The following is a 13182-nucleotide window of genomic DNA, read 5'->3' on the forward strand; positions in this document are numbered from 1 at the left end:
CCCAAAATGGGTGGATTGCCAAGCCTGAGCCTGCCGACATCCCCTCAAGAGGACTGCCCCCATGCGCCAGATGCTCCGGAATACCCGAGCGAGCCTTCTTTCCGCGCTGTTCATCGTTTCCGCTTGCGTGCTGGCCAGCGGCAGCGCGGAGGCTCCGCTCCCTCCGGTCGGACTTGCCCCCGACCAAGCCGGGGTGGCGGGTAAATTCGCTTATCTCGGCGCTTATCCGCAAGATTCCGGCAACCAGAGCGTGGCGGCGCTGCCCGATGGCAAGCTGTTCTTCTACGGCGTCAACTCCGAGTCCTTCCTGCCAGAAAGCGGAAAACCACCGGCGATCCGCCACCGCCTCGAATCCGGGGCGTCCCGTTACGTGCTCGCCGAGCCCAAGCTCTGGGATCCCGCGCGGCGCGCCTGGGCGAAGGTGGCACGGCCGCCCGAGTGCCCGCACAACAGCCTGCTGGCGACGACGACGGCGCTGCCGGACGGCAAGGTATTGGTGGCAGGAGGACTCTGCGACCGTGCCCGAATGCTCGACGACCATGAACCCCACCATCCGCACACCGCGCTGTCGCTGTGGGACGGCGCGAGCCGAAGCTGGCTGCCGGCGCCTTCGCTGGCGACGAGCCGGATCTTCCACACGGCCAACCTGCTCAAGGACAACAGCGTCCTGATCGTCGGCGGCGAAAGCGACCCCGAAGGCGTGGCCGACGGCGTCGAGCCGGTCCTCGATGCTGTCGAGCGTTACCACGAGGGCAGGGTCGAATCGCTGCCGCCACTCCACCACGCCCGGGCCGCGCACACGGCGACGCCGCTGGCGGACGGCTCGCTGCTCGTGGTGGGAGGCTTCGATGCGCAGGGCAGGGCGATCGACTCGGTCGAGCTCTGGGATCCGGTGCGCTCCGCGTGGCGGCAGATGCCGCCTCTGCACACGGCCCGCTTCGGGCACAGCGCAACGCTGCTCGAAGATGGCCGCGTGATGATCGCCGGCGGCAAGGATAGGAATGGCGCATCGCTCGGCTCGGTCGAGATCTTTCAGAGCGCGACGGCCCGTTGGTCGCCGGGCCGGCCGCTGCTCCAGCCGCTCTACGAACACACCGCGATCCGCTTGAGCAACGGCAACGTACTGGTCGCCGGAGGCGGCCGGCCCAAGGCCGAAGCCGTGCGCACCGCGATGCTGTGGGACAAGGCAAGCGGAGAATGGCGCCCGGCAGGGATGCGGGGGGTGCAATACGGCGATGAGCGCGCCCATCGCGTCAACCTGCTGGCGCTTCCCGATGGCAGCGCGCGCGTTTTCGGTCCGTCCTGGATCCTGCGCTGGACACCGCTCAAGGACGCGCCTAACAGCAAAATGCTTCATGGCGAGTACCGGCGCTTTGCGGTCAGCGCCTTGCCCGACGGACGCGTTCTGATCTCGGGCGGTTTGGATGATGATGCCTTCCTCGACAAAGCCGAAGTCTATGACCCGGTGCGCGACAGCTTCTCGCTGACCGGGCGGATGCACCAGGCCAGGCACTCGCACTCCAGCCTCGTTCTCGACGACGGTTCGGTCCTCGTGGCGGGCGGATGGGTCCGCTCGCCCGACGATACCGGCCATCCCGCGGGCAGCTCGCCCGAGCGCTGGAATCCGACCAGCGGGAGCTGGAGCCTGATCGGCAGCATCCGCTTCGACTGGCAGGAACGGATAGAGATGGGCAAGCTCAGCGACGGAACCGTGCTCTTCGTCGCGTCGCGCGAACTCTCCGACGCAGACCCCGTGCCGCCACGCTTCCGTGCCTGGTCCTGGGATCCGAAGACGGGCTTGGTGCAGGAAAAAACGGTTCCGGTGACGCCGCGCCCGGGCGCCGGCATCGCGATCCGGCCGGACGCCAGCGTCCTCTTCGCGGGCGGCGGCGGCGCACAGCTCTGGTCCAGCCGCAGCAACGCGGTGACGAAACTCGAGGCACCGCTCGAAGGCTTCTACCAGCAGCCCAGGACGCTGGTGCTGAAAAACGGCAATGTCGTGCTGGCCGATTACTCGGCGCTCGACGTCAATCAGCCCGAGCAAACGCATGCAGTCCAGCTCTGGAACGCCACGACAGGGCAGTGGAGCCGACTGCCTCCGCTCGGAAGCGACGAGAGCCAGAGCCTGCTCGAACTGCCCGACGGCACCCTGGTCTCGCGGCGCTCCCGGCTGCCCCCCGGCGCGAGCGCCTGGGACAAAACCAATCAGGTTCAGGGCCTCTATCCCCAGCCGCTCCAGCTGGCGTCGGGCAAGCTGCTGTCCTTCGATTCCCGCCCACCCCATGTCGCACGCTATCACCCGGAGAGCCGGCGCTGGGAAGCCCTGTTCGACCCGCACAGCGAGCCGAACTGGCGCACCCCACCCGCGCTGGCACCGCTCGCCGACGGGCGCCTGATGGCGCTGGGACGGGCCGGCTTCGGCATCGATTCGCCATACTCCGCCTACCTGTGGGATCCGAAGAGCGACACCTGGTCCCAAGCCGGATCGCTGGTCCGGCTCTACAGCTCCGGTCAGGCGATGCAGCTTCCCTCCGGGCGCGTGCTGCACCTGGGGGTGCTCAGTGGCACCGAGACCGTCTGCGAAATCTGGCAGCCCCAGGACAATAGTTGGACTTTCTGCGGCACGCTGACCCATCCGACCGACAGCAACGAGTCCGCGCTGCGCCCGCTCGCCGACGGCCGCGCGGCCGTCCTGTCGCGCCCCAATGAGGCCTTCGTTTTCCAGGATGGCAGCAGCAGTTGGGCGAAGATGAAATTCGAGCTCAACACCGAAAACTGGCGTTTCGGCGCGCCCGCCGCCTCCGATAAGGGCTATTACGGCCGGGTCTACGACGAAGGGGCGGGGCGCTGGGTCGACGCCAGCGCGATGGCGGACGCCCATGCCCGCTATTCCAACCGCCGCACTATCGATGCGCTGTGGGACGACGCGCATCACCAGTGGGCCTATGTGCTGCCGCGGCTCCGTGGCCTGGGCAGGGACGCGTTCTTCCTGCCGGACGCTTGCGCGCTGTCCCCGTCGCCGCTGCGCCTGTTCAACTGGCACACCGGCAAGGTCCAGCCTCTGGCCGACCCCGGCTTCGGAGTGGATGCGGGCAGCCGGATGGCGCTGCTCAAAGACGGCACGGTCGTGATGGCCGGCGTGGGCCGGGAGCTTTTCCACCGCAAAGCGGGTTGCCAGGGCTTCGCACCCGAGCCCGGCGATGCGTTTCTGATGCAACCCGAATGGGACCAGGGCGCTCCTGCCGTGGCGAAGCCATCAGCGACACCGCTGGGTGAGCCGCTGAACAAGCAGGTCCTGAGCGGATTGAGGAAGTACGCTTACCCGGCTCTGCTCGCGCTGCTGCTGGTCGGCTTTCTGGTCTGGCGGCAGCGCAGCCGCGTCTGGCAGGCGGAAAGACTGGCCCGCCGACTGGCGCCCGAGTCGCGCCCGCCCGAACGCAGCACGCGCGAATCCCCGGGCTCACGCTGGGCGCTGCGCGGCCTCTTCTTGCTGGGCGCCGCGGCGATCGTGACGTCCTTGCTGATCACCCCGGCGCGGCATGCCAAGACGAATGCCAGTGGCGAAGCGGCGCAGGCGAAACAGGGCAGACGGCCCTCTGTGCTCGATTGGCTCAAGGAGCGCACCGGGATCGGCAAGAACATCCCCTGTCGCTTCGTGGGCCTGTGGTCGCTGAACGGCCCCAACCGCGCCCACCGGATCTCGCTGAAGGACGACGGCAGCTATCTGATCGAGGCCGACCCGGTGATGGGAGAAAGAGCTTATCGGGGAAGCTGGGAAGTCAAAGGCGGCAAGATGATCTGGCACGACACCACCAATCCCTTCGAGCCCGACATCAACCCGATCTCGGACGAAGGCGAGGGCCACTTCACGCTGACCGAAATGAATGGCGCGCAGACCCGCGTCGTCCGGATCGAGACGATCAAATCGGAGCGCTGCGGGCAGTGAGGGGGAAGCCCCGCCTCAGTCCGAACCGGGATGGTCGCGCGGGACTTGGCGCAGGTATTCGGCGAGGCTATCGCCTTCGGGGAGCAGGACCAGCGTGCGGATCGTGTGCTTGAGGCGGCCCATCGTCACGTTCTCACGGCGGCGGGCTTCGCGGTAGCCGCAGCGCTGCCAGAAGTCTTCACCACGGGCATTGCCAACGATGACGCCGAGGCGGATCCAGCGCGCCCCTTGGGCGCGCATCCAGTCGAGCAGCGCGGAATGGAAAGCACGGCCGACGCCCTGGTGCTGGCAGTCGGGTCTGACCAGAAAAAATCCGATGTGCCAAACCAGGGGCGCCAGCAGCCCGGCGATCACCTGCGCAAACCCCAGCAGGCGCCCGTCCTCGCCCCGCCAGCCCAGCTTCCAGACTGCTTCATAAGGCATCGTATCCGGCGGGCGGGAATCCATCTCGCGCAGCGCCTCGCCTTCCGTCGCCGGAGCGCCGGTGGCCAGGAGGTAGTAAGCCACGTTCGCGGCCAGCAAGGCCTGAAGTTCATCGACGTGCCCATGATCCAAGCAGATGAGCTGACCGGGGGGAGTAGCAAGGAGGGGGGCGGGCATCGGTGCTGCGCTCCATGAGGGAAGTCTTTACCCCAGCCGCGCGATCCGCTCTGTCGCCAGGGCCAGATGCGCGTCCAGCGCGGCGAGGCAAGGGGCAAAACGCGGGCTGAAGCCGGGTGTGGTTTTCAGGCGGGCGAGGAGGGTGAGCGCCAATGCTTCAGCTTGCCGCCAGGTATCGCTGGCAATGTCGCTGCGCAGGCTCGGCTCTGACAAGGTTTCCGGCAGCCCGCCGCCGCTCCTCGGCGCGAAGGCCATCGCGGTCATGTCATAGGCGGGCGCGAGCGCATAAGGCCGGCCGTCATCCGAGAGGAAGGACAGGTTGCCCTTGTGCATGTCGGTATTGCCGATCAGGCTGCCGAAGGCCCACAGCAGCGCCGAACCAGCGACGGCTTCCTGCCTGACGATGCGCTCCTCAGCGAGGCGGCGCGTGATCTCCGGCCAGATTCCGGTGGCGGCGCCGACGAACTCGGCGTCGAGCATCGCGAGCGAGTGCAGCGCGTGGCGCCCGCTCTCGCCGACGCGGTCGAAACGCTCGACTTCGAGGAAGCGCTGACCCGCGGTATCGATCAAGCGGGTGCGAGCCGCCGGGATACCGGCTTCGCGCAGGGTCTCGAGCGCCAAATGCTCGACCTGGAGCAGGTCTCGCCAGCGCTCGCTGACCGGGCTGTCTTCCGCTTCGCTGAATTTGACAAGCACATGCCGCGCGCCAAGCTCCGTCGCCGCATACGCGGTGAACTTCGGTTGCTCGCCGCCCGCCGACGAACCGGGGCGCTCGCCCAGGGCGGCTTCACTGGCCAGCTGTGGATATACCCTGAGCTTGTCGGCTTCGCTGATGAGGCTGGGCGCGGGGCTGGCGAGAAACAGTTCACGGGCGTGCTCGCCCAGCAGCAGGTTGCCGGGGAGGTCGAACGCGTGGGCCAACAGCGCGCGCAGGGTATCGGTATCGGACCAGTCCCCGAGGCGCGCCGGCAAGCCCAGCGCGGCACCGTGGCGGGCCACATAGGCGCGACCGAGATAGCCGGCGGGGCGCATGTCGGCCAGCCACCAGGGCAGGCCTTCGCTGTACAGGCTTCGTCCATCGGCCTGCCGCATCACGAAGCCCTCGGGCCGCACCGGGATCAGCGTGCCGAGCAGACCGAGCCGACCTTCCGCATCGACGCGATGCACCGGCATCTCGGGCAGGCCGCGCAGAGTATCGCGCAGCGCGTACTGAATGGATCGCGCCGCGCCCAGGCGAAGGACGGACTCCCCCAGCTCGGCCATCGCGCGCGACAGGCTTGGCTGACTTATGTCCAATTTTTCAATGAGTTGGCGAGAAGTCCGGGGGCCTTCCGCGAGCTGATCGCGAATCCGCTCCGCGTTCGAAGACATGACTTGAATGAATTTGTGAATGGATAATGAATAGATACTATCAGGCAGGTGTACTTAAGGCCACTAGCTTTGCCTGGCGGGCGCGCACGTCCTCGTGCGCGCCCGCCAGGTCAGCTCGCCCTTGCGGCGAGGAAGGCTTTCAGGGCTCGCCCGGTGTGGGTCTTCGCCTTGACGCACTTATCCACAGGCCCCGCGAAGACGATCTCGCCACCGGCGTCTCCGCCTTCGGGGCCGAGGTCCACGATCCAATCGGCCTCGGCCATCACGTCGAGGTCGTGCTCGATCACCAGCACCGTGTTGCCAGCGTCGACGAGCCGATGCAGCACGACGATCAGCTTCTCGACGTCGGCCATGTGCAGGCCCACGGTCGGTTCGTCGAGCACGTAGAGCGTGTGCGGAGTCCGGGCGCGTGCTCGCGCGGCGGGGTCGGTCTTTACTTTCACAAGTTCGGTGACGAGCTTGATCCGCTGCGCCTCGCCCCCCGACAGCGTCGGCGAGGGCTGGCCCAGGGTCAGGTAGCCGAGGCCGACATCCTGCAAGAGCTTGAGCGGGTGGGCGATGGCCGGGTGGGCCGCGAAGAATTCGACCGCGTCGTCGACCTCCATCGCCAGCACGTCGGCGATGCTCCTGCCCTGCCAGGTCGCGGTCAGCGTCTCGGTGTTGAAGCGGGCGCCATTGCAGACGTCGCAGAGGACTTTGACGTCGGGCAGGAAGCTCATCTCGACGGTCTTCATGCCCTGACCGTCGCAGGCATCGCAGCGGCCACCGGAGGTGTTGAACGAGAAGCGGCCCGGCGCCCAACCGCGCAGCCTTGAAGTCTCCGAATCCGCATAGAGCTTGCGGATCGCGTCCCAGAAGCCGATGTAGGTGGCCGGGCAGGAGCGCGGAGTCTTGCCGATCGGCGTCTGGTCGACTTCGAGCACGCGGCCGACCGCCTCCCAGCCGCGGATAGAGGAACAGCCGTGAAGCTGTGGCTTCGCGCCCTTCTTGCGCCCGACCGGCGACTCGGCGTTGACCAGGCGGCGCAGGTTCGCGTGCAGCACATCGCGGGCCAGAGTCGATTTGCCCGAGCCCGACACGCCGGTCACGACGATCAGCCGCCCCAGCGGGATCCCGGTGGAGACGTCCTTCAGATTGTGCAGCGAAGCGCCTTCGACCGAAATCATCGGCGTGTCCGCCTCAAGCGCGCGCGGCGGATGGACCGGGTGGACGAGGGGCGATCTCAGGGTACGGCCGGTCACCGAGGCTTCGGTCGCGATCAAATCCTCGACCCGGCCTTCGGCAACGATGGCCCCGCCCCGGGTTCCGGCGCCGGGGCCGATGTCGATCACGTGATCGGCGCGGCGGATCGTCTCCTCGTCGTGTTCGACGACGACAACCGTGTTGCCCTTCTCCTCGAGCGCGTGCAGCGTGTCGAGCAGAAGGCTGTTGTCGCGCGGGTGAAGGCCGATCGACGGTTCGTCGAGCACATAACAGACTCCACGCAGGTTCGTGCCGAGCTGGGCGGCGAGCCGGATCCGCTGCGCCTCCCCGCCTGAGAGCGTCGGCGCAGCGCGGTCCAGCGCGAGGTAGCCAAGGCCCACGTCTTTCAGGAAAGCGAGGCGGGACTTGAGCTCGGCGACGATGTCGCGGCCGATCTCGGCTTCGCGCCCGGCGAGCTTCAGCGAGCCCACCCAGTCGGCGAGGCCGGCGACCGACAAATGCGCATAGTCGGCGATGCTCTGCTCGCGATAGCGAACCGCCAGCGCAGTCGGGTTCAGCCGTGCGCCGGCGCAGCACGCGCAGACCTCCTCGGGTGCTTCGTCCTCGGCGTCGCCTTCGTAGTGCAGGCCGGTGAACTCGGCCGCGGTCGCGTCGCCATCGGGGTCGCGCAGCGCATCGCGCAACCACTTGGGCAGTGTGTGGCCAGTGCCCATGCAGTCGGGACACCAGCCGTGCTTCGAGTTGTACGAGAACAACCGCGGATCGAGCTCGGGGAAGCTGGTGCCGCAGGCGGGGCAGGCACGTTTGGTCGAAAAGACCACCGTGTCGCCGCCAGCGAGCAGATGCAGAACCCCTTTGCCGAACTCCAGCGCCTTCGCGAGTGCTTCGCGCAACTCGGCCTCGCTGCGCGCCGCGATTTTCAGCGTCGCGACCGGCAGCTCGATCACATGTTCCTTGAAGCGATCGAGGCGCGGCCAGGGCTTGGTCGGCAGCAGCTCGCCGTCGACCCTGAGCTGTGGATAAGCCTTACCGGCCGCCCACTTCGCAAGATCGGTGTAGAGGCCTTTGCGGTTCATCACCAGCGGCGCGGCCAGCGTGACTTCGCGCCCCTTGTAGTCGCGCAGCAGACGGGCGGCGATCGCGTCCATCGATTGAGGTTCGATCGCGGCGCCGCAGTCCGGACAGTGCTGGGTGCCCAGCTTCACGAACATCAGGCGCAGGAAGTGGTGGATTTCGGTCAGCGTGCCGACCGTGCTCTTGCGTCCGCCCCGGCTGGTCCGCTGCTCGATCGCGACGGTCGGCGGAATACCCAGCACCGCATCGACATCGGGCTTCGCGGCCGGCTGGACGAACTGCCGCGCGTAGGCATTCAGCGATTCGAGATAGCGGCGCTGACCTTCGTTGAAGACGATGTCGAAGGCGAGCGTCGATTTTCCCGAGCCGGACACGCCGGTGACGACCGTGAAGCGGTGGTGCGGGATTTCGACCGACAGATTCTTCAGATTGTGCTCGCGCGCCCGAACGACGCCGATCGCATCGCGCCGGGCCGGCAGATAGCGGTGAGAAGGCTCGGCGGCGAGCAGCGCTTCGCCGTCGTTGGCCGCCGCGTAGCTTTCGATACGCCTGATGGCGGGCTCGGCAAGGCGGGCGAGGTAGTCGGCGAGCGCCACTCCGGTATGGGTGCTCGACTCACGCAAAGTCGCCGGCGTGCCTTCAAAGACGATAGATCCGCCTTCGTCCCCGCCTTCGGGACCCAGGTCGATGACCCAATCGGCGGCGGCGATCACGTCGAGGTTGTGCTCGATCACGAGCACCGAATGGCCGGCGTCGACGAGTTTCGAGAGCGCGCGGAGCAGCTTCGCGACGTCGTCGAAGTGCAGGCCGGTGGTCGGCTCGTCGAACAGAAAGAGCAGGTGATCATTGAGAACGGTCTTTTTCTTCGTTCCCTTCCGGTGCAAGGCCTCGGCGGTCTGGGCCAGGTGACCGGCGAGCTTCAGACGTTGGGCTTCGCCGCCCGACAGGGTCGGAACCGGCTGGCCCAGGGTCAGGTAGTCGAGGCCGACATCGACCAGCGGCTGCAGCGCCCGGACGAGCTCGCCCTGATCGGCGAAGAACTCCAGCGCCTCGGCGACCGTCATCTCCAGCACATCGGCGATCGATTTGCCACCGAGCCTCACTTCCAGCACTTCGGCGCGGAAGCGGCGGCCGTCACAGTCCGGGCAGCGGATATAGACGTCGGACAGGAACTGCATCTCGACGTGCTCGAAGCCGTTGCCGCCGCAGGTCGGACAGCGGCCGTCGCCGGCATTGAACGAGAAAGTGCCGGCCGAATAGCCGCGCTGTGCGGCTTCGGGCAGCGCCGCGAAGCGCTTGCGGATCGCATCGAAGGCGCCGACATAGCTGGCCGGGTTCGAGCGGGTCGTCTTGCCGATCTGGGTCTGGTCGACCATGACGACGCCGGTGATCTCGCCGACGCCAGCCAGCGCCTCGAACTCGCCCGGCGCTTCGCTCGCCTGACCAAAGTGCTTCTGCAGCGCGGGATAAAGCACATCCTGGATCAGCGTCGATTTGCCCGAGCCGGACACTCCGGTCACGACGACGAGGCGGTGCTGGGGCAGCGAGAGCGCATCGCCGCGCAGGTTGTTCGCCCGCGCACCGACGAGGCTCAAGCGCGGCGTCCATTCGGCGACGGGTCGCGGCACGAGGCCCGCATCGACGCGGCGCTGACCACCCAGATACTGGGCGGTCAGCGTGTCGGAGCGGGCGCGCAACTCGTCCGGCGTGCCCCAGAACACGATATTTCCGCCCTGTTTGCCGGGACCCGGACCGATGTCGAGGATGTGGTCGGCCGCGAACATCACGGCCGGATCGTGTTCGACGACGACCAGCGAGTTGCCGGCGTCGCGCAGCCGGCGCATCACCGCGTTGATCCGCTCCATGTCGCGCGGGTGCAGGCCGATCGACGGTTCGTCGAGCACGAACAGCGTATTGACCAGCGAAGTACCCAGAGCGGTCGTCAAATTGATCCGCTGCACTTCGCCGCCGGATAGGGTGCGGCTCTGCCGGTCCAGCGTCAGGTAGGCGAGGCCCACTTCGCAGAGGTAGCGCAGACGACCGCGGATCTCGCCGAGCAGCTGCTCGGTCGCCTGAGTCTGCAGACCGGGCAGTTCGAGCGTGTCAAAGAAGGCCTTCGCGCGGGCGATCGGCAGCTGCATCACGTCGTGCAGGCAGAGGCCGGGCAGAGCGTTGAAAGCCTCCGGGCGGATGGAGACTCCGCGCGGGCGGAAACGCTGAAGATTCGGAGTCAGAGCCCGATCGGCTTCGTCCTTTGAGCCGACCCGCCAGAGCAGCGATTCGGTCTTTAGCCGCGCGCCACCGCAGGTCGTGCAGGGCGTGTAGGCCCGATAGCGCGACAGCAGCACGCGGATGTGCATCTTGTAGGCCTTGGTTTCCAGCCAGTCGAAAAAGTGGCGCACGCCATACCACTTGCCCGGCCAGGACTTGTCCCAGTTCACCCAGCCCTCGTCGCCCTCGAAGACCCAACGCCGGTCTTCCTCGGGCAGATCGCGCCAGGCGATGTCCATCGCGACGCCGCGCTTCTTCGCGAACTTCGCGAGGTCGATCTGGCATTCCTTGAAGCTCTCGGTCTGCCAGGGCTTGATCGCGCCGTCCTTCAGCGACTTGCCCTCGTCGGGGATGATCAGTCCGGCATCGATGCCGATCACCCGGCCGAAGCCGCGACAGGCTTCGCAGGCGCCGACCGGGCTGTTGAACGAGAAATGGGCAGGAGTCGGTTCCGCATAGGCGATGTCGCAGTCAGCGCAGTGCAGACCGGACGAAAACTTCCAGACTCCTTCACGCTCGGAGGGTTCCAGGATCTCCCCGCCGACGTGGACCTCAAGCTTCCCGTTCGCGAGCCTCAGCGCCGCTTCGAGCGCCTCGTTGACGCGCGAGGCTTCGGCGTTTGAAAAGCGGAAGCGGTCGACGACGACCGCCATCGTCTTCTCGCCGATCGCCTGCATCCGCGCATAACCCTGGGCTTCGAGCGCTGCGCGGATCTCGTCGACGCCAAAGTTGGCCGGGATCGCGACCGGCGCGACGATCGCGAGGCGGGGATCCCCGCTCGCGCTGCGCGCCGCGATCGCCGCGGCGATCGTCTCCGGCGTGTCGCGGCGCACCGGCTGGCCGCACTGGCGGCAGTGCAGGTGGCCGCAGCGCGCGAAGAGCAGCTTCAGGTGATCGTTCAGCTCGGTCATCGTACCGACCGTCGAGCGCGAAGTGCGGACCGGGTTGGTCTGGTCGATCGCGATCGCCGGCGGCACGCCGTCTATCCGGTCGACCTGGGGCTTGTCCATCCGGTCGAGGAACTGCCGCGCATAGGGCGAAAAGGTCTCGACGTAGCGCCTCTGCCCCTCCGCATACAAGGTATCGAAGACCAGCGAACTCTTGCCCGAACCGGATGGCCCGGTCACGACGATCAGCTCGCCGGTGGGCAGATTCAGGTCGAGGTTCTTCAGGTTGTTCTGCCGCGCGCCGCGGATCTGTATCGTCGATTTTGAATCGGGACGGGTCATCTTGATTGCCTGACAGTGCCAGAGCGGCAGCATACCACTGTATATAAGTTCAGTCCCGCGTTCAGCCGCGCGGAACTCCCGCTTGCGCAGGCCCTCCCGGCTTCTCGGCGATGTCGGCGCGGGCCAGGAAAAGAGCCGTCTTTCCTTCCTGGACTTCGGCGAGCATCTTCAGCTTCGCGAGCTTCTTCAGGTCGGCACGCGCGGTGTTTTCGGTCACGTCGAAGTCATTGGCAACTTCCTTGACCATGAATGCCCGCCCAGGGTGACGGATCGCCTTTCTTAGAAGCTGTCCCTGCCGGAAGTTCAACTGATTCTGGATTCCTGTCGCGTCCAGCCACTGCATCAGCTCGTAGAACTCGCGGCGTTTGCACTCGATATGGGCAAGAAAGGAATCGATGAGGGCTAGCGCTGAGCTTGAGCATGTAATTACATCGATGGTCAGGTCGCACATCCCCGGCGTCAAGCTGAAGGGCTGAATCGACCGGGTTGGCGCGATAATGCTCCTTTACCGGAGGCAAGCATGAGCTACTTCGAACACCACGTTTTCTTCTGCTGCAACCAGCGCCCCGAGGACGAAGCCTGCTGTGCGAAACACGGCGCCCAGGAACTGCAAGCCTATGCGAAGAGTCGGATCAAGGCCCTGGGGCTGGACGGAGCCGGGAAGATCCGGATCAACAAGGCCGGCTGCCTCGGGCGCTGCGATGAAGGTCCGGTTCTGGTCGTCTATCCGGAAGGCGTCTGGTATACCTTCATCGATCAGGAAGACATCGACGAGATCATCGACAGCCATCTCGTCGGCGGGAAAATCGTCGAAAGGCTCAAGCTCGCATGAACAAGGCATTGCCCACCGAAACCCTGACGATAGACGGCCCGGCCGGCGCGATCGAAGTGCTGCGCGACGCGCCCGAGTGCGTGCAGGGCATCGCGATCGTCGCCCATCCGCACCCGCTCTTCGGCGGCGCGAACACGAACAAGGTGACCTATACGCTCGCGAAGACGCTGCGCGATCTGGGCTATTGCGCGCTGCGGCCGAACTTTCGCGGCGTAGGCGCCAGCGCCGGAACCCACGACAACGGAGTCGGCGAGACCGAGGATCTGCTGGCGCTGATCGCGTGGGCGAAGAACGCCTACGGCGATGCGCCGATCGTGCTGGCCGGCTTCTCTTTCGGCGCCTTCGTTCAGGCCAGGGTCGCGAAGCGGCTCGCCGATGCGGGCTGTCCCGCCCGACGGCTGATCCTGGTCGGCACCGCTTCCGGCTTCATCGAAGGCGCCCGCCACTACGAGACCGAGGCGGTGGCCGCTGACACGATCGTGATCCACGGCAGCCGCGATCAGGTCGTGCCGCTCGCCAACGTGCTAGCCTGGGCCGAACCCTTGAACCTCCCAGTCGTCGTGATCCCCGGTTCCGACCATTTCTTCCACGCGCGCCTCGGCATGCTGCGCGAGATCATCGAGCGGGCCTGGCGCTAGCGCGGGTCGGCAAGGAGT

7 protein-coding genes are annotated in these 13182 nt (G+C 66.7%); 3 read left to right on the forward strand and 4 right to left on the reverse strand.

Annotated elements, in window-relative coordinates:
• Nucleotides 1–61 precede the first annotated feature (61 nt).
• Complete coding sequence (locus tag ACHFB9_RS18040) at nucleotides 62–3946, forward strand: kelch repeat-containing protein (RefSeq protein ID WP_417068903.1); 3885 nt, start codon at nucleotides 62–64, stop codon at nucleotides 3944–3946.
• 15 nt (nucleotides 3947–3961) lie between these two features.
• Here ACHFB9_RS18040 and ACHFB9_RS18045 read toward each other — a convergent pair whose 3' ends face one another.
• From ACHFB9_RS18045 to ACHFB9_RS18060, 4 genes are all read right to left on the reverse strand, one after another.
• On the reverse strand, nucleotides 3962–4546 hold the full coding sequence (locus ACHFB9_RS18045; protein ID WP_417068904.1) for a GNAT family N-acetyltransferase: 585 nt from the start codon (nucleotides 4544–4546) through the stop codon (nucleotides 3962–3964).
• Nucleotides 4547–4573: 27 nt separating this feature from the next.
• Complete coding sequence (gene yjjJ, locus ACHFB9_RS18050; protein WP_417068905.1) at nucleotides 4574–5917, reverse strand: type II toxin-antitoxin system HipA family toxin YjjJ; 1344 nt, start codon at nucleotides 5915–5917, stop codon at nucleotides 4574–4576.
• Nucleotides 5918–6027: 110 nt separating this feature from the next.
• Nucleotides 6028–11694, reverse strand: a complete 5667-nt coding sequence (uvrA, locus tag ACHFB9_RS18055) for an excinuclease ABC subunit UvrA (protein WP_417068906.1) — start codon at nucleotides 11692–11694, stop codon at nucleotides 6028–6030.
• 61 nt (nucleotides 11695–11755) lie between these two features.
• Nucleotides 11756–12145: a DeoR family transcriptional regulator gene (locus tag ACHFB9_RS18060; RefSeq protein WP_417068907.1), complete on the reverse strand. Its 390-nt coding sequence runs from the start codon at nucleotides 12143–12145 to the stop codon at nucleotides 11756–11758.
• A gap of 69 nt (nucleotides 12146–12214) precedes the next feature.
• On the opposite strand from ACHFB9_RS18060, the gene ACHFB9_RS18065 reads away from it, so the two are divergent.
• Together ACHFB9_RS18065 and ACHFB9_RS18070 are read left to right on the forward strand one after the other, a co-directional pair.
• The gene (locus ACHFB9_RS18065) at nucleotides 12215–12526 is read left to right on the forward strand and encodes a (2Fe-2S) ferredoxin domain-containing protein (protein WP_417068908.1); all 312 of its coding nucleotides are present in this window, start codon (nucleotides 12215–12217) and stop codon (nucleotides 12524–12526) included.
• The gene (locus ACHFB9_RS18070) at nucleotides 12523–13164 is read left to right on the forward strand and encodes an alpha/beta hydrolase (protein WP_417068909.1); all 642 of its coding nucleotides are present in this window, start codon (nucleotides 12523–12525) and stop codon (nucleotides 13162–13164) included. The genes ACHFB9_RS18065 and ACHFB9_RS18070 overlap by 4 nt, the downstream gene beginning before the upstream one ends.
• Nucleotides 13165–13182 lie beyond the last annotated feature (18 nt).

The organism is Niveibacterium terrae (genome assembly GCF_048213115.1).
GTDB lineage: Bacteria > Pseudomonadota > Gammaproteobacteria > Burkholderiales > Rhodocyclaceae > Niveibacterium > Niveibacterium terrae.